Source organism: Nocardia sp. Root136, assembly GCF_001427185.1.
In the GTDB taxonomy this organism is placed as follows: domain Bacteria; phylum Actinomycetota; class Actinomycetes; order Mycobacteriales; family Mycobacteriaceae; genus Nocardia; species Nocardia salmonicida.
Window position 1 is genome coordinate 2,104,125 of the sequence record NZ_LMFE01000001.1, and the last position, 17,184, is coordinate 2,121,308.

The following is a 17,184-nucleotide window of genomic DNA, read 5'->3' on the forward strand; positions in this document are numbered from 1 at the left end:
CACGACGCCCGGCGAGCCTCGTTGCCCGGCACTGTTATTCACCTACCGTGACGTAGGATGTACCGCGTGCCCGATCAGCGCCATACGGCACCGGAAGGAGCTTCGGAGCGCGTGATCACGAGATTGACGCCGCAGGACGCGTCGTTCTATCGGCTCGAGTCGAGCAGTAACCCGATCCATATCGGCTCTCTCGCGATCCTGAACAACTCCTCCCCGGACACCGAGGGCCAGGTACTCGACTACGAACGCCTCGTCGACCTGGTCGAATCCCGGCTGCCGATGGTGCCGCGCTACCGCCGCAAGGTGCGCGAGATCCCCCTGGCCATGGGTCGGCCGGTCTGGGTCGAGGACAGCCGTTTCGACATCAGCTATCACATCCGCCGCTCCGCGCTGCCGGGGCCGGGCAGCGACTCCCAGCTCTACGATCTCGTCGCCCGGCTCGCCTCGCGTCCGCTGGATCAGGGGCGACCGCTGTGGGAGATGTATCTCATCGAGGGGCTCGCCGACGGGCGCGCCGCGGTGTTCACCAAGTCGCACTCGGCGCTCGTCGACGGTGATACCGCCCTCGAGATCGGTCACGTGATCCTCGACAACTCCCCCCTGCCGCGCGAACTGGCCGACGACGCGTGGCGCGCGCCACGCGAACCCACCGATGTGGAATTGCTGGCCGGGGCGCTGTCGCAGCTGGCCGCCCAGCCGCGCGAGGCCTACAGCGTGATGCGCGACGCGGGATCGAACGCGTTCGGGGTGGTGCGCGGCACGCGGATGGCGGTGAAGGCCGCGGCCAACGTGGTGCGCGCGGCGACCGCGAGCGCGGCGCCGGACAGCCCGCTCAACGCCCGCACCTCGCGCAGCCGCCGCTTCGATGTGGTGCGCACAGACCTCGACGACTACCGCACCATCCGCAGACATTTCGACTGCTCGATCAACGACGCGGTGCTCGCGGTGGTCACCGGGGCGCTGCGCAACTGGTTGCTCTCGCGCAACGAGGCGCTGATCGAGTCGACCAATCTGCGCGCGGTGGTGCCGATGTCGGTCTACGTCGACGGCGACAATCAGCTGACCCCGGCCAGCGAGGTGTCCTCGTTCCTCATCGATCTGCCTGTGGGCGAACCGAATCCGACGATGCGCCTGTCGCACATCTCCCATGCCACCGAGGCCACGGGCAGGCAGCGTCGCGGGGTGCGGGCGCGCACGCTCGTGCACCTGGCCGGGTTCGCGCCCGCGAGCCTGCACGCGATGAGTGTGCGGGCGGCGAGTACCTTCGCCGACAACAGTTTCAATCTGGTGATCACCAACGCGCCGGGACCACAGACCGCGATGTACATCGGCGGGGCACGCATGCTGGAGATGTATCCGGTGTCGCCGCTGCTGCGCAATCAGACATTGAGTTTCGGACTCACCTCGTACGACGGTCAGGTCTTCTACGGACTCAACGCCGACCGCGACGCCATGGCCGACATCGATGTCCTCGCGGCCTCGGTGCACGAATCGATGGAGGAGTTGCTCGGTGCCTGTCTCTGAGAACGACACGATGCGCGTCTACATCCCGGCGACGATTCCGATCCTGCGCCAACTCGTCGACGAGCAGCAGTTGCTCCCGCTCGGCGCGACCGCGTTCGCCGTGACGCCCGCCCTGCGCGAGGCGTACGCCGCGGGCGACGACGAGGAACTCGCCGAGGTGGCGATGCAGGAAGCCGCACGGGCCTCCATGCGGTTGATCGGCGCCGAGCGCGACGGACTCGACGATCCGGACGACGACGCGGGCGCCGAAGCGACGACGGCCGCCCCGGGTGGCCCGGTGTATCGGCGCGCGGTGATCGCGGCGGATGTGCCGGGGGCCAAGCTGCGGCCCGATCTCGACGATGCTGTGGTGAAGCTGTCGGGGCCGATCAGCTTCAAGCAGGTCGCCGCCGTGCATGTCGACCTGGCCGAGGCCGAGCCGCAGGTCGCCAAGGCCGTGGACGTCATCGACGCGGCCGACCTCGGTGATACCGACGCGGAATTCGTGCTCGGCGACGCCGAGGACCATCAGCTTGCCTGGTACGCGCCCCAGGAGCTGCCGTTCCTGCTCGAACTGTTGTAGTTTTCGGCGGCCGGCGCCCCGGTTGCCGAATGTTCACAACTAGCGCTCAACCTACGATGCCGTAACCTTGCTGCGAGCGAGTCACCCCACGGTGGCGCGGATGTATGACAGGGAGTAACGGCACAGATGGTCCTGAACAAGTTCCGGGAATGGCTCGAAGCACCGGCGGCGCAGGTCGCCGATCGGGGCGGCAAGCTGAACGTGTTGCGTGGCGCGGTCGCCCGGGTGACCACTCCCCTACTGCCCGACGACTATCTACACCTGGCCAACCCGCTGTGGTCGGCGCGCGAGCTGCGCGGCCGCATCGTGGAGGTGCAGAAGGAGACCGCCGACTCGGCGACCCTGGTGATCAAGCCGGGCTGGGGCTTCGATTTCAAGTACCGCCCCGGGCAGTACATCGGCATCGGCATCCTGATCGACGGCCGGTGGAACTGGCGTTCCTACTCGCTGACCTGTCCCCCGGACTGGACCGGCGAGGGCGGCAAACGACTCATCTCCATCGCGGTGAAGGCGATGCCGGAGGGCAAGTTGTCCAGCCACCTTGTCAACGGGGTGGCCGCGGGCACCATCGTGCGGCTGGCCGCGCCGCAGGGCGGGTTCGTGCTGCCGGAGCCGCCGCCGGCGAAGGTGCTGTTCATCACCGCGGGCAGCGGTATCACCCCGGTGATGTCGATGTTGCGCACGATGGACCGCCGCGACGGGGTCAACGACGTGGTGCACGTGCACTCCGCGCCCACCGACGCCGACGTGATGTTCGGCGCCGAGCTGCGCGCCCTGCACGACAAGCACCCCAGCTTCGTCTCCCACCTGCAACTCACCGACGAGCAGGGCCTGTTCTCCCTGGCCCGGCTCGACGAGCTCTACCCCGACTGGCGCGAACGCGAGACCTGGGCCTGTGGACCTGCCCCGATGCTCGACGCGATCGAAACCCATTGGAAGAACGCGGGTGTGGCCGAGCAGCTGCACATCGAACGCTTCGAGGTGGAACGCTCAGCGATCGGCGAGGGCGGCACCGTGACCTTCGGCACCACCGGGCGCACCCTCACCGTCGACGGCGCGACCAGCCTGCTCGAAGCCGGGGAATCCGTGGGCGTGCAGTTGCCCTTCGGCTGCCGGATGGGTATCTGCCAGACCTGCGTGGTGACCCTGTCCGCCGGACACGCCCGTGATCTGCGCAACGGCGACGAACGTCAACCCGGCGACAAGGTACAAACCTGCATTTCCGCCGCCGCGGGCGACTGCACGCTGGACATCTAGCCGGTTACCGGACCGCCGAGCGGGTACCCTCGGGGTATGCGTCGGTCATAACCCGTGACCGACGACAATCGCTTAGGCCCCTCACTTCGATCCATGCCCGAGGGCGCGACTTAGGATCACTCACAGGCCGAACAGCATCGAGGGCGAGGACCCGAGGCGTGCAGCGCCCGGTTCTCGGCCGCCTCGATCTGGACTCGCCGAACGGGTGCGACTACGGAGCGCCCTCGGCGAGGGAAGATCGAGGTTCCCAGGCCGAGAACCCGCGGCACCTGCCGCTGATAAACAACAGGAGGACCCCCGGTGGCCATCACCGATATCCAGGCCTTCGCCCATCTGACGGCGGCCGACATCGAGACCCTGGGGAAAGAACTCGATTCGATCCGCCGCTCGGTGGAGACCTCCCGCGGCGAACGCGACGCCAAGTACATCCGTCGCACCATCGCGGCCCAGCGCGCCCTCGAGGTAGCCGGACGCGCGGTGCTGTTCGGCAGCCGCAACCGCTGGGCCTGGCTCGGCGGTACCGCGATGCTCTCGGTGGCCAAGATCATCGAGAACATGGAGCTGGGCCACAATGTGAGCCACGGCCAGTGGGATTGGATGAACGATCCCGAGATCCACTCCACCAGTTGGGAGTGGGACATGACGGGCACCTCGTCGCAGTGGCGGCGCGCGCACAACTACTCGCACCACACCTACACCAACGTCCTCGGCAAGGACGAGGATCTCGGTTTCGGCATCCTGCGGATGACGCGCGACGAGCAGTGGCGCCCACTGCATTTGGCTCAGCCCGCCGCCAACCTGCTGCTGGCCGCGACCTTCGAGTGGGGTATCGCACTCCACGATCTCGGCATCGAGAAGGAGCTGGCCGGGATTCCGATGAGCGCGCACACCTCGGCGCCCGACATCGAGTTCTACCGCAAGGCGGGCCGTCAGGTCGCCAAGGATTTCGTGCTGTATCCGGCGCTGACCGGACCGGCGTGGAAGTCGACGCTGAAGGCCAACGCCACCGCGAATCTGGTGCGCAACCTGTGGTCCTATGCCGTCATCTTCTGCGGCCACTTCCCCGACGGCGCGCAGAAGTTCACCGCCGAACAGCTCGACGGGGAAACCCAGGGCGAGTGGTACCTGCGCCAGATGCTGGGCAGCGCCAACTTCAAGGCCGGCCCGGTGATGGCGTTCATGAGCGGCAACCTCTGCTACCAGATCGAACATCACCTGTTCCCCGATCTGCCGAGCAATCGGTACTCCGAGGTCGCGGTGCACGTGCGCGAACTGTGCGACAAGTACGACCTGCCCTACACCACCGGCTCGCTGGGCAAGCAGTACCTGCTGGCCTTCCGCACCATCCACAAGCTGGCGCTGCCGGATCGTTTCCTCAAGCGCACCGCCGACGACGCGCCCGAGACGTCGTCGGAGCGCAAGTTCGCCGGTATCTCACTGCCCGAGAGCCTGCGGGTCGACCCGGAGACCGGAAAGCGCTTCGGTCTGCGTTCGGCGCTGCACGATGCGAAGGTCGCCCTCGAGATCAAGGCACGGCACGAGAAGGAAGTGCTGCGCGAGGCGAAGGTGGCGCTCAAGGCGCGAGCACGGCAGGAGAAGCTGGCGTTGCGCGAGGCCAAGCGCGCACTGGGCGAACGCGCTGTGCACGAGCGGGGTGTGTTGCGCGACAAGGCAGCTCGCCGCATGGCCCGACACGCCTGATAACATTTCCATCTCGATGGCGCAATAGGACTTATCACACATTTCGTCGCCGAAATCGCCAACCTACGCTCTCGTAACTTACGGTACTGTAGCCGCCATGGCGATCTCGGATGTCAAGGAATACGCGCACCTCACCGCAGCGGATGTCGAAGCTCTAGGCGCGGAGTTCGATGCGATCCGCCGGGAAATCGAATCCTCGCGCGGAGCGGCGGACGCGCGCTATATCCGCAATGTCATCCGGCTACAGCGCGCACTCGAGATCAGCGGCCGCACGGTCCTGTTCGCCAGCTTCCTGCCCCCGGCCTGGTTGGCCGGTGTCGCCCTGCTCGGCTCCGCCAAGATCATCGAGAACATGGAGATCGGGCACAACGTCATGCACGGGCAGTGGGACTGGATGAACGATCCGGAAGTCCACTCCACCTCGTGGGAATGGGACAACGCGGGCCCGTCGGCGCACTGGAAGATCACCCACAACTTCCTGCACCACAAGTACACCAACGTGCTCGGCATGGACGACGACATCGGCTACGGCCTGCTCCGCGTCACCCGTGACCAGCGCTGGATGCCGTTCTACCTCGGCAACCCCATCTACAACTTCCTGCTGCAGGCGCTGTTCGAGTACGGCGTGGCGATCCAGCACCTCGAGCTGGGCAAGGTCGCCAAGAAGAAGTGGGACAAGGACTCGCCCGAGTGGAAGCAGTTCGAGGCCGACCGCACGCTGGTGCTGAAGAAGATCGGCAAGCAGGCCGCCAAGGACTACGTGGTCTTCCCGCTGCTCACCGGACCGTCGTTCCTCACCACGCTCACCGCCAATATCGCCGCCAACGTGGTGCGCAATGTGTGGACCAACGCGATCATCTTCTGCGGGCACTTCCCCGACGGCGCCGAGAAGTTCACCAAGGCCGACATCGAGGGCGAGACCAAGGGCGAGTGGTACCTGCGCCAGATGCTGGGCAGCGCCAACATCAGCGGTGGACCGCTGCTGCACTTCATGAGCGGCAACCTCAGCCACCAGATCGAGCACCATCTGTTCCCCGACCTGCCGAGCAACCGCTACGCCGCCATCGCGGTGCGGGTGCGTGAGCTGGCCGAGAAGTACGACCTGCCTTACACCACCGGCTCGCTGCCGGTGCAGTACTTCAAGTCGTGGCGCACCATCCTCAAGCTCTCGCTGCCGAACAAGTACCTGCGCCACACCGCCGACGACGCGCCCGAGACCAAGTCCGAGCGCCTGTTCGCCGGCAACACCACCCCCTCGATCGACCCCGTGACCGGGCGTCGTCAGGGCTTGCGCACCGCGCTGGCCGCCGGTCGCAAGCTGGCCCGCCGGACGGTGGGCTGACCGGCTGCGGTTGTATGGTCGGCGTGAGTACCGACCAGCTCGGCGTCTACGACGCGATCCGTCTGCGTCGTGACGTGCGCGCCGAATTCACCGGCGAGCCCGTCGACGACGACACCCTGTTGCGAATTCTCGACGCCGCGCATCGCGCGCCCAGCGTCGGGAACTCACAGCCGTGGGATTTCGTCGTGGTGCGTCGAGCCGAGACGCTGCGCCGTTTCGCCGAGCACGTGGCGGACAAGCGCGTGGAGTTCGGTGCGTCGCTGCCCGCCGACCGAGCGACGACGTTCGCGCCGATCAAGATCGACGGGATCGTCGAGAGCGGCACGGGTGTTGTTGTCACGCACGATGATTCGCGGGGCGGGCCGCAGGTACTCGGCCGGGCGAGCGTGCCGGAGACAGGCGTGTACTCGACCGTGCTGGCCATCCAGAACCTGTGGCTCGCGGCGACCGCGGAGCAGGTTGGGGTGGGCTGGGTGTCGTTCTACGAGCCGGAATTCCTGCGCGAACTCGTCGGTCTACCCGCACAGATCAAGCCGGTGGCCTGGCTGTGCGTGGGACCGGTCAGCGCATTTCAGCAGGTGCCGGATCTGGAACGTTTCGGATGGCGGTCGGGACGGTCGCTGACCGAGGCCGTGCATCACGAAACCTTCGGCAATTGAACAAGATCCGGACACCCGCGGAGCGCGGATGCCCGGATCGGTCGTGGTTCTAGGCCAGCTTGATCAGGCCGTAGTCGAAGGCGTGTCTGCGGTAGACCACCGACGGGCGGTCGGTCTCGCTGTCGTGGAATAGGAAGAAGTCGTGGCCGACCAATTCCATCTGATAGAGGGCGTCATCTACCGACATCGGTGTCGCGGTGTGCACCTTGGTACGCACGATGTGGCCGGGGCCTGCCTCGTCGACGGTCTCGTCGTGGTCGTGGGCAGCGGAACCGTCCGGCGGGGCGAACAGCGAGTCGTCGACCAGTGTCGCGGTGGCTTGCGCGACCGAGACCGGCGTCTTGTCGCCGTAGTGCACGACGCGCCGCTTGTCCTTGGTCCGGCGCAGTCTGCTCTCGATCTTCTGGGTGGCCGATTCGAGCGCGGCATAGAAACTGTCGGCGCACGCTTCGGCGCGCACGATCGGTCCACGGCCCCGCGCGGTGATCTCCACACGCTGGCAAGCCTTGCGTTGACGACGATTGCGTTCGTGGAACAGTTCCACATCGAAGAGGAAGATCGACGGGTCGAAGCGCTCTAACCGAGACAGCTTCTCCGCCACGTAGATTCGATAGTGGTCAGGGATTTCGACATTTCGACCGGAGACCACCACTTCGGCGTTCGGGCTCTCGGAATCGATCGTCTCGGTGGCACCGTTCTGTAGTGCCGTGGGTTCAGCATCTTGCACTGATGCCCGTGAAGAAGTCGTCACGCGTACCTCCCGGATATGGCCGCACAACTACGAACGTAGGGCGGCGGGATTGAGCTGTGCCGATCGGGAATCGCCCGGCACCTGTATCCGCGGCACCACCTCCCAAACTTGTGGTTCGGTGTGTGCTCGCGACGCTAGTCCGCCATCGGCAAGTGCGCCACTGTTCACGCGAACTTTCCTCCGTCAAGCCGCGCAGGTAACCAAAACCGCGCGCGGAACTATGCCGATCCGGCTAAGAACACGTGTCGATTCGCAGACGGTGGCGCCGGTGGTCAGCACATCGTCGACCAGTACTACCTGGGCTTTCGCACCGATGGCGACCCACTCGGCCGGATCGGCGACGGTCATGATCTTGCCGCGCAGATTGTGTCTACGCTCATGCGTCGTCAAGCCCACCGAATCCCGTACACCGCGACCCATCCGCAGCAGGGGCGCGGTTCGGCAATCGATCAGCCACCGTGCGGCGACCACGGCCGAGCGGGCCACCGGGTCACCACCGCGACGACGCGCTGCCCCGGTTCTGGTCGGCGCGGGCACGAGCAGCAGTGGGCGGTCAGGGGCGCGTAAGCGGGCCAACGCGTGGGCGAGCGCCAGCCCGAGCGGGGCGGCAAGGTCGCGCCGGCCCTGCTCCTTGGCCGCCAGCACCGCCCGCCTGCCCACTCCGGCGTAGGGGCCGAGCGCCCAACACGGAATACCGGGGTCGGCGCGCGGCCGCACCCGGATGGGAGCGCGGCCGAGTTCTGCGGCGCACTCCGCGCACCAATTCTCGCCCAGCGATCCGCAGCCACCGCACCGGTCGGGCAGGATCAGATCCAGCAGCGCCTTCATAGCGAGCGAGTATGGCAGTGGGTACCGACAGGCTCAGCTCGGTAGGACCGGTACAACCTCTTCTCCGGTCAAACCTGGTACCTCGCGCCAGAAACGGTCATTGCGGGTCGGATCGGCGGTCTGCAGCTGCAACACGGCCCGGGAATCGGCCACGTACTGCGTGGCCGGGGCCGCTGTCACCACCCGAACCGGCGGGGTGAGATTCTGCGAGGTCACCGAGCTGAATTGGGAGCCGTCGATGGAGACGGTGAAGACCGGGTCGACATTGCCTTCGCGGGCGACCATGACGGTGTCGCCGGTGACCCAGCTCAGTGAGACCGCGCGCGAGCTCAGACCCAGCGCCAGCGGCAGCGGGGAGGTGAGCGCGTACTTGCCGTCGGGACGACGTTGGACCACCGCGACGTAGACCTTGCCGTCGGCGATCAGCGCCGCGCGCACGCCGGTGCGCGAGATCACCACCTCGCTGATCGGCGGTCGTGGGGCGCCGGCGCCTTCGTACAGGGCCGTGATGTCGACGTCCTCGGTGGACACATTGCCGGTGGCGCGATCGGTGACCGCCCGGATGACCCGTTCACCGTCGATCACCGTCCACGCGGCGCCGCCGTCGCTGGTCCAGGACGGGCGGGCGATGCTGCTGCCCTCGGCGACCGCGAACGCCTTGGCACCGTAGTTTCCGATGAGCAGAGTGTGGGCGGGCTCTGGCATCGGCTTGCCCGAGGCGGCGACCGCGGCGACGAACTGGCCGTCGGCCGAGATGCCGACCGACTGTAGATTGGTCGCCTCGCCGAAGGAACCGCTCGGCGTGACGATCCCGTCCGGGGTGACCTGCACCAGGGTGCCGTTGCGCAGCGCGTGCAGGCCGATCCGGTTCTGGCCGGGCGCCGAGGCGCTGTACTGGTCGACATCGGCGACCGACCAGCCGTTGACGTACCGGTCGTCGAGCGGCTTGCCGTCGGCGAGCAGCACGTAGGGGCCGAGGATATCGGCGCCGGCCAGGGTGAGCACCACCTGCGCGGCGAGGAGCTCGCGGTCGCGCTGTCCGAGCCCGCTGATCCCGGCGAAGTCGATACGCACTCCCCCGATGCCGACCCCGACATCACCCGGCTCGTTGTTGGCCTTGGTGATCGGACCCCGCAGCGCGACCGGCTGCGCCAACTGATTACGCACCACCGGGGCGATCGTGGACTGCGGGCCCTCGGCGAGCATGCCGATCAATCGCTCGGTGAGCTGGGCGCGCGGCACCGAGATCCAGCGCGGATCCGGGACGAGCAGCGAATTGCCCGGGTCGATGTAGTGCAGGACATAGCGATGATAGGAGTTGACGAAGGCGTCGTTGTCCATCACGACGCCCGGCGGCAGCTCGGTGATCCGCCACTCGCCGTCGATCTTGCTCATCTCGATCTTGTTCTCGAGGGTGCCCTCGGTGGCGCGATAGCCGCCGTCGCGGGCGAGCTCACCGACCTTACGGGCGCGCAGCACGTAGCTGGCCCTGTCGCCCGAACGCGACTCGCGCAGGGTGTCGGGGCGATCGTCGACGATGGTGGTGCTCGCCTCGTCGTTCCAGCTGCCCGCTGTCTCCGGCGCCATGTACTGGCGGGCCGCGGCGTGCTTGTTGGTGGGATCGGCGCTGGCGGTGAGGAAGTCGCCGAGCAGCAGGTCGGGGTCGCGGCCGGAGATCGGCGGGGTCGGCCCCTCCGACGTGGGGGCGGGGTTGATCGTGCCGAGTGCCTGGGGTGCGGAGGACTCCGGCAGGCTCGCACAGCCGGTGAGCACCATCAGCCCGGTCAGAACCGCCGCGACCAGTGCGGCGCCGTGCCGATCCCGACGATCACCACGCGCGCTGGTCATGACTTCCCGTCTCTGGTCTCGGTAGACATCGGCTCGTCGAGGTCGGCTGGGGCAGCGCCGCGACCGTTGGTCGTCGGGTGCGCATCCGTGGCGGGCCGGTCGATGCCGGGGTCCTCCGCCGATAGGTCGGTGTCTTGCGGTTCGACCGCTCCCGGCTCCGCGACGGTCGAGTCGTCGACAGTCGGATCGATAGCCGTCGGCTCGGTTCCCGCCGGCTCGGCAACAGTCGAGCCGGACTCTGTCGGAGCGACCGAGGTCGGCTCGGCAGGTTCGGCTTCGACGACATTCGGCTCGGGTTCGACTTCCGGCAGCGCGGGGACCTTGCGCAGCATCGGTTCCAGCGCGAGCGGGCTCTGACCGAGTTTGCGGCCGCGCACCATCGGCAGCAGCAGCCGGAAGCTCGCACCGACACCCGGATCGCCCCACGCCTCGAGCCTGCCCTCGTGCAGATTCGCGTCCTCGACACTGATCGACAGGCCGAGCCCGGTGCCACCCGAGCGACGCACCCGCGACGGGTCCGAGCGCCAGAACCGGTTGAACACCAGCTTCTCCTCGCCCGGCCGCAGCCCGACGCCCTGATCGCGCACCACCGTCGCGACGGCATTGGCCTCGGCGTCGCCGCGCATGCGGATCAGCACCGGCTTGCCCTCGGAGTGGTCGATCGCGTTGGCGAGCAGGTTGCGCAGCACGCGCTCGACGCGGCGCGGATCGACCTCGGCGATCACCGGCTCCTCCGGCAGGTCGATCACCACCTCGATCTCGGCGTCGCGGGCCAGGTGGCGCACCGTGGAGATCGCGGCCCGCGCGCACATCCGCACATCCAGCGATTCGACCTGCAGTTCGGCCACGCCCGCGTCATGGCGGGAGATCTCGAGCAGGTCGTTGAGCAGGCCCTCGAACCGGTCGAGCTCGTTGACGAGCAGTTCGGAGCTGCGCGCGAGGGCGGGATCGAGATCGTCGCTGGAGCCGTGGATGAGGTCGGCGGCCATGCGCACCGTGGTGAGCGGGGTGCGCAGTTCGTGGCTGACGTCGGAGGTGAAGCGGCGCTGCAGATTGCCGAATTCCTCGAGCTGGGTGATCTGGTTCGACAGGCTCTCGGCCATCTCGTTGAACGCCTGCGCCAGCCGCGCCATGTCGTCCTCGCCGCGCACCAGCATGCGTTCTTTGAGCCTGCCGTCGGCGAATCGGCCCGCGATTCGCGCCGCCGACCGGATCGGCAGCACCACCTGCCGGGTGACCAGCGCGGTGATCGCGGCGAGCAACACCAGCAGGACCACCCCACCGATGAGCATCGTGCCGCGCATCAGCGACAGGCTCGATTCCTCACTCGCCAGCGGGAAGATCAGGTAGATCTCCAACGTCGCGACCTCGGCGCTCGGGCTGCCGATGACCAGCGCACGCCCGCGGTAACCGTCGGGGTCGGCGACGGTGGTGAACTGGTAGGAGACCTGGTTGCGCTGGACGAATCGGCGCAGTTCCTGCGGGACCTCCGAGATCGAACTGGTGGCGATCTCGTGCGGCGGTGTCCCGCCGACCATCGCCAACGCCGAGTCGAAACTCCCCGCGGCGCCGCTGGACTGACCGGTGCCGCCACGGCTGGACAGCGCGGCACGCGCGTCGTCGAGTTGCTGCTCCTGGCTGCTGCCGGATTGGACGCCCGACATCTTGTTCTCGATCGTGCTGCGGGCACGATCCATTTCCTCGACAGCCGCGTTGATCTTGGCTTCGAGGAGCCGGTCGGTGATCTGACCGGTCAGCACGACCCCGAGGATCGTGATCACGATGAGCGAAAGGGTCAACGTCGAAACGATGACTCGCAGCTGCAACGACCGGCGCCACAGGTGGCCGAGTGCGGTCCCGACGGCCTGGAACCAGGCCATGATCGGGCTCGCCCACCGCCGCAGCTGCGCCACTGGACCAGTGGTCACAGCGGCGCCTCGCAGTGACCGATCACGGCGGTCCGGCCTTGTAACCGACACCGCGCACGGTCAACACGATCTCCGGGTTCTCCGGATCCTTCTCGACCTTGGCGCGCAACCGCTGTACGTGCACGTTCACCAGACGGGTGTCGGCGGCGTGCCGGTAACCCCACACCTGCTCGAGCAGTACCTCGCGGGTGAACACCTGACGAGGCTTGCGCGCGAGCGCGACCAGCAGGTCGAACTCCAGCGGGGTGAGCGAGATCTGCCCCGGGCCGCGAGTCACCTTGTGCGCGGGCACGTCGATGACGATATCGGCGATCGAGAGCAGCTCGGCGGGCTCGTCCTCGGTGCGGCGCAGGCGCGCTCGTACGCGGGCGACGAGTTCCTTCGGCTTGAAGGGTTTGACGATGTAGTCGTCGGCGCCGGACTCCAGGCCGAGGACCACATCGACCGTATCGGTCTTGGCGGTGAGCATGACGATCGGAACGCCGGAATCGGCCCGCAGCACCCGGCATACATCGATGCCGTTCATGCCGGGCAGCATCAGGTCGAGCAGAACCAGATCGGGGCGGATTTCCCGCACCGCTGACAGGGCCTGTGTGCCGTCGCCCACCACATGCGGGTCGAACCCTTCCCCGCGCAAGACGATGGTCAGCATCTCAGCGAGTGCCATATCGTCGTCGACGACCAGAATCTTGGGCTTCATAGTCCTATGTTGTCATCTCCCAGGCCAGGATCGGGCCGCCACGCCATTAATGGTGCGAACCCGTCGCGTATCCAACCTCATCCGGAAAAGATTTCCGAACAGAGGGTGAGTAACGCAGGCCTATCGTCATCGGATCGGTATGTCCACCACCGGCCGAACCAGTCGCGGTCGGCGAGTTCACGATAGACCTCGCCGGTGCGCTGCTGCAGACCGCCGTCCCGTTCATAGGCATCGAGGGCGCGCGTGTCGTCGAGTTCGCCACGCAGCCGGGCCCGTTCGACCGCCACCTCGGTGGGCACGTCGAGCAGGACGGTGAGATCCGGCGCGGGCAATGCGAGCCTGCCGAACTCCAGATCGCCCACCCACGACACGATTTCGCCGTCGGCGTCCTGGTGCGCCCGCGCGGCCGAGTAGGCGGCGTTGGAGGCCACCCACCGGTCCAGGATCACGATGTCGTTGCCGCCCAGCAGGTCCGACAATTCCGCCTGCGCGGCCGACCGATCGAGCGCGAACATGATCGCCATGCCGTTGATCGACCCGGCCAGGTCGCCATTGCCGCCACGCAGCGCTTCCGCCGCGAGATCGGCATGGATCGAATGCCCGTACTGCGGAAAGGCCAGACTGTCCGCCCGCAAGCCCTTCGCGGACAATTCGGCGATCAGCCCATCGATCAAAGTCCGTTTACCGGCACCATCGAGCCCCTCGACCGCAATCAATACGCCCATGCGCAGCAGATTACCCGCACAGCCCCCAGAACTCCGGGCTGGTCATCGCCGACGCCGCCGAACAGAGTGGTCCCCACCGCACCGGAAGTAGCCGGGCGCCCGGAATCGGAGCACCAATGAAGATGATCCTTCGCACCACTGCCGCCACCCTCGCCATCACCGCCGCGCTGACCTGCGGCACCGCCGCCGCGGAGACCGGCGACCATTCTGTGGCGCCGGATTCCGGAAGCGCGCTACTGGCTCCGTTGAGCTTTCTGGCCGGCCTCCTCCAAGCGGGCCAGTGCGGCTCGCGCTGTGGCGCCGACCCGACCGCCGCAGCACAAGAAGTGGTCGGATCCGCCGAGGTCATGGATTCATTGAATAGGCTGCTCACCAGCGTGGTGACGACCGGCTCGGGCCCCGCCGTGATGACAGGGAGCAACGAAGCCGCCACCTCTACCGGCTCCAGCGACCTCGCCGGCGCCCTGATCTGTGGACTGCTCAGCGTGAGCAGCAACGGTCGCCCCTCGATCTGCGCCACCGGGCCGGTCGGGTGAGGTGACGACGGTGGCCCGCCGACCGAGGGTCGACGGGCCACCGTGGCGTACAGAACTCAGTAGCGGTAGTGGTCCGGCTTGTACGGGCCTTCCACGTCCACGTTGATGTACTCGGCCTGATCCTTGGTGAGCTTGGTCAGGGTGCCGCCGAGGGCCTCGACGTGGATCTTGGCGACCTTCTCATCGAGGTGCTTGGGCAGGCGGTAGACCTCGTTGTCGTACTCTTCCGGCTTGGTCCACAGCTCGACCTGCGCGATGACCTGGTTGGAGAAGCTGTTCGACATCACGAACGACGGGTGACCGGTCGCGTTGCCGAGGTTGAGCAGACGACCCTCCGACAGCAGGATGATCGCCTTGCCGGACTCCTTGAAGGTCCACTCGTCGACCTGCGGCTTGATGTTGATCCGGGTCGCGCCCGAACGCTCCAGCGCCGCGATATCGATCTCGTTGTCGAAGTGGCCGATGTTGCCCAGGATCGAGTGATCCTTCATCGCCTTCATGTGGTCGAGGGTGATGATGTCCTTGTTGCCGGTCGAGGTGATGACGATGTCGGCATCGCCGATCGCCTGCTCGACGGTGACCACGTCGTAGCCGTCCATCAGCGCCTGCAGCGCGTTGATCGGGTCGATCTCGGTGACCTGCACGCGCGCGCCCTGGCCGGCCAGCGACTCCGCGCAGCCCTTGCCGACATCGCCGTAACCGCAGATCAGCACCTTCTTGCCGCCGATGAGCACGTCGGTGCCGCGGTTGATGCCGTCGATCAGCGAGTGGCGGGTGCCGTACTTGTTGTCGAACTTGGACTTGGTGACCGAGTCGTTGACGTTGATCGCCGGGAACACCAGCTCACCCGCGGCGGCGAACTGGTACAGGCGCAGCACGCCGGTGGTGGTCTCCTCGGTGACGCCCTTGACCGAGTCGGCGATGACGCTCCACTTGGTCTTGTCGGCCTCGAGGCTCCCGCGCAGCAGGTCGAGGAACACCGTGTACTCGGCGGAGTGGTCAGCGTCGGCGGGCGGAACCACACCGGCCTTCTCGAACTGCGCACCGCGCAGCACGAGCATGGTCGCGTCGCCACCGTCGTCGAGGATCATGTTGGCCGGTTCGCCGGGCCAGGTGAGCATCTGCTCGGCGGCCCACCAGTACTCCTCCAGCGTCTCGCCCTTCCAGGCGAACACGGGGATGCCGGCGGGCTCGTCGACGGTGCCGTTCGGGCCGATCACGATGGCGGCGGCGGCGTGGTCCTGGGTGGAGAAGATGTTGCACGAGGCCCAGCGCACATCGGCGCCGAGGGCAACGAGGGTTTCGATCAGGACGGCGGTTTGGACCGTCATATGCAGCGATCCGGAGATTCGCGCGCCCTTCAGCGGCTGGACGTCGTGGTATTCACGACGCAGCGCCATCAGGCCCGGCATCTCGTGCTCGGCGAGGCGGATCTCCTTGCGGCCGAATTCGGCCAGCGAGAGGTCTGCCACCTTGTAGTCGATGCCGTTGCGGACGTCGGGGGTGAGCTCGGTGCGCGCGGGGAGTTCTGAGGTCGTCACGTTGGTTAGGTTACCGTCTGGGGCCGCGCGCGTTCCCGGGTCCGTCGAGGTGGGGTCTCAGGCCGCGGCGCGGTATCGGGCCAGCAACCGTCGCGGCTTCTCGGGCGCGACGTTGGCCAAGCGCAGGTCGCCGCCGTAGTGCGCCGCGACCCGGTGGTCCATCACCGCACGCCACAGCGGCGGGACGGCGGCCAACACGATCATGGTGGCGTAGCCGGCGGGCAGCTGAGGCGCCTCTTCGGTGCTGCGCAGGGTCTGATAGCGGCGACCGGGGTTGGCGTGGTGGTCGCTGTGGCGCTGCAGATGGAACAGGAAGATGTTGGTGACCAGGCGATCGGAGTTCCAGCTGTCGCGCGGGGAGCACCGCTCGTAGCGCCCGTTGGGCTTGCGCGCACGCAGCAGCCCGTAGTGCTCGACGTAGTTGACGGTCTCGAGCAGCCCGAAGCCGATCACGGCCTGGATGATCAGCCACGGCACGATCGCCGGGCCGAAGACCAGCGTCAGCGAACCGAACAGCACCGCCGTCATCGCCCAGGCTTGCAGGATGTTGTTCTCGACGCTCCACCAGCCGCGACCCTTCCGGTACAGGCGCGCGCGCTCGAGTTGCAGGGCCGACCGGAAACCACCGATCACGCTGCGCGGCAAGAACTCCCACAGCGATTCACCCATGCGGGCGCTGGCCGGATCCTCGGGGGTGGCCACACGGGCGTGGTGTCCGCGATTGTGCTCGACGAAGAAGTGGCCGTAGCCCGATTGGGCCAGCGCGACCTTCGACAGCAATTTTTCAGCACGCTCCACCCGGTGGCCCAATTCGTGGGCGGCGTTGATGCCGATGCCGCTGACGAAGCCGACCGTGGCGGCCAAGCCGAGCTTGTCGACGAGGGCCAGCTCGGGGCTCGTCCACATGAAACAGGCCACGCCGAGGCTGACCAACTGGATCGGCAGGAACAGGTAGGTGCACCACCGGTAGTACCGATCGGCGGAGAGCGCGGCGTAGTCCTCGTCACGGGGATTGTTGCCGTCTTCACCGACGATCCAGTCCAGCACGGGGATGGCGATCAGCACGATGACTGGTCCGATCCACCAGAACACTTCAGCCTTGGTATGGAACACCAGCTGGGAGGGCAACAGCGCGCACGCCGGGGCGATCAGCCCTAGAGCCCAGAGATACCGTTTGGGATCACGAAGACCCCCCGGTTTGCCAACCGTTTGCACACCCGCTCCGCTACAAAAAGACCATCGCCGACCGATGTGAATACTGACAGACCCTAGGCGCGTTACA

Annotated in this window: 15 protein-coding genes; 7 read left to right on the plus strand and 8 right to left on the minus strand. The window is 67.1% G+C overall.

Going from position 1 to position 17,184, the window contains the following annotated elements; all coding sequences use genetic code 11:
- Window positions 1-111 precede the first annotated feature (111 nt).
- The 6 genes from ASD42_RS09790 (at window position 112) to bluB (ending at window position 7,045) form a co-directional block, all read left to right on the plus strand.
- Window positions 112-1,524 (plus strand): WS/DGAT/MGAT family O-acyltransferase, encoded by a 1,413-nt coding sequence (locus ASD42_RS09790; protein WP_056813027.1) that lies wholly within the window; start codon window positions 112-114, stop codon window positions 1,522-1,524.
- Window positions 1,525-1,534: 10 nt separating this feature from the next.
- Window positions 1,535-2,086: a DUF6912 family protein gene (locus tag ASD42_RS09795; RefSeq protein WP_056815908.1), complete on the plus strand. Its 552-nt coding sequence runs from the start codon at window positions 1,535-1,537 to the stop codon at window positions 2,084-2,086.
- A 126-nt stretch (window positions 2,087-2,212) separates the two neighbouring features.
- Entirely contained in the window at window positions 2,213-3,343 is a 1,131-nt protein-coding gene (locus tag ASD42_RS09800; protein ID WP_056813031.1) for a ferredoxin reductase, read from the plus strand.
- A gap of 300 nt (window positions 3,344-3,643) precedes the next feature.
- Window positions 3,644-5,044 carry a fatty acid desaturase family protein gene (locus tag ASD42_RS09805; protein WP_056813034.1) on the plus strand — a complete coding sequence of 467 codons (1,401 nt, stop codon included), beginning with the start codon at window positions 3,644-3,646 and terminating at the stop codon, window positions 5,042-5,044.
- 97 nt (window positions 5,045-5,141) lie between these two features.
- Window positions 5,142-6,386: a fatty acid desaturase family protein gene (locus ASD42_RS09810; RefSeq protein WP_056813037.1), complete on the plus strand. Its 1,245-nt coding sequence runs from the start codon at window positions 5,142-5,144 to the stop codon at window positions 6,384-6,386.
- A gap of 14 nt (window positions 6,387-6,400) precedes the next feature.
- Complete coding sequence (gene bluB, locus ASD42_RS09815) at window positions 6,401-7,045, plus strand: 5,6-dimethylbenzimidazole synthase (RefSeq protein ID WP_156677414.1); 645 nt, start codon at window positions 6,401-6,403, stop codon at window positions 7,043-7,045.
- A gap of 49 nt (window positions 7,046-7,094) precedes the next feature.
- On the opposite strand, the gene hpf is transcribed toward bluB, so the two are convergent.
- The 6 genes from hpf to ASD42_RS09845 all read right to left on the minus strand — a co-directional run bounded on the left by hpf (window position 7,095) and on the right by ASD42_RS09845 (window position 13,825).
- Window positions 7,095-7,724: a ribosome hibernation-promoting factor, HPF/YfiA family gene (gene hpf, locus ASD42_RS09820; RefSeq protein WP_131816861.1), complete on the minus strand. Its 630-nt coding sequence runs from the start codon at window positions 7,722-7,724 to the stop codon at window positions 7,095-7,097.
- Window positions 7,725-7,979: 255 nt separating this feature from the next.
- Window positions 7,980-8,624 (minus strand): ComF family protein, encoded by a 645-nt coding sequence (locus ASD42_RS09825; RefSeq protein WP_056813043.1) that lies wholly within the window; start codon window positions 8,622-8,624, stop codon window positions 7,980-7,982.
- A 33-nt stretch (window positions 8,625-8,657) separates the two neighbouring features.
- A complete protein-coding gene (lpqB, locus tag ASD42_RS09830) occupies window positions 8,658-10,472 on the minus strand; it encodes an MtrAB system accessory lipoprotein LpqB (protein ID WP_056813046.1) in 1,815 nt (604 codons plus the stop codon).
- Window positions 10,469-12,352 carry an MtrAB system histidine kinase MtrB gene (gene mtrB, locus ASD42_RS09835; RefSeq protein ID WP_056815913.1) on the minus strand — a complete coding sequence of 628 codons (1,884 nt, stop codon included), beginning with the start codon at window positions 12,350-12,352 and terminating at the stop codon, window positions 10,469-10,471. Before mtrB ends, lpqB begins: the two co-directional genes overlap by 4 nt.
- 70 nt (window positions 12,353-12,422) lie before the next feature.
- Window positions 12,423-13,100, minus strand: a complete 678-nt coding sequence (mtrA, locus tag ASD42_RS09840) for an MtrAB system response regulator MtrA (protein WP_056813049.1) — start codon at window positions 13,098-13,100, stop codon at window positions 12,423-12,425.
- A 77-nt stretch (window positions 13,101-13,177) separates the two neighbouring features.
- Complete coding sequence (locus ASD42_RS09845) at window positions 13,178-13,825, minus strand: dTMP kinase (protein ID WP_056813052.1); 648 nt, start codon at window positions 13,823-13,825, stop codon at window positions 13,178-13,180.
- Between the two features lie 116 nt (window positions 13,826-13,941).
- Here ASD42_RS09845 and ASD42_RS09850 point away from each other — a divergent pair, with 116 nt between their 5' ends.
- On the plus strand, window positions 13,942-14,361 hold the full coding sequence (locus ASD42_RS09850; RefSeq protein ID WP_056813054.1) for a hypothetical protein: 420 nt from the start codon (window positions 13,942-13,944) through the stop codon (window positions 14,359-14,361).
- 56 nt (window positions 14,362-14,417) lie between these two features.
- Here ASD42_RS09850 and ahcY read toward each other — a convergent pair whose 3' ends face one another.
- Together ahcY and ASD42_RS09860 are read right to left on the minus strand one after the other, a co-directional pair.
- Entirely contained in the window at window positions 14,418-15,902 is a 1,485-nt protein-coding gene (gene ahcY / locus ASD42_RS09855) for an adenosylhomocysteinase (protein WP_056813059.1), read from the minus strand.
- 57 nt (window positions 15,903-15,959) lie between these two features.
- Complete coding sequence (locus tag ASD42_RS09860; protein ID WP_056813062.1) at window positions 15,960-17,117, minus strand: alkane 1-monooxygenase; 1,158 nt, start codon at window positions 17,115-17,117, stop codon at window positions 15,960-15,962.
- Between the last annotated feature and the right edge of the window lie 67 nt (window positions 17,118-17,184).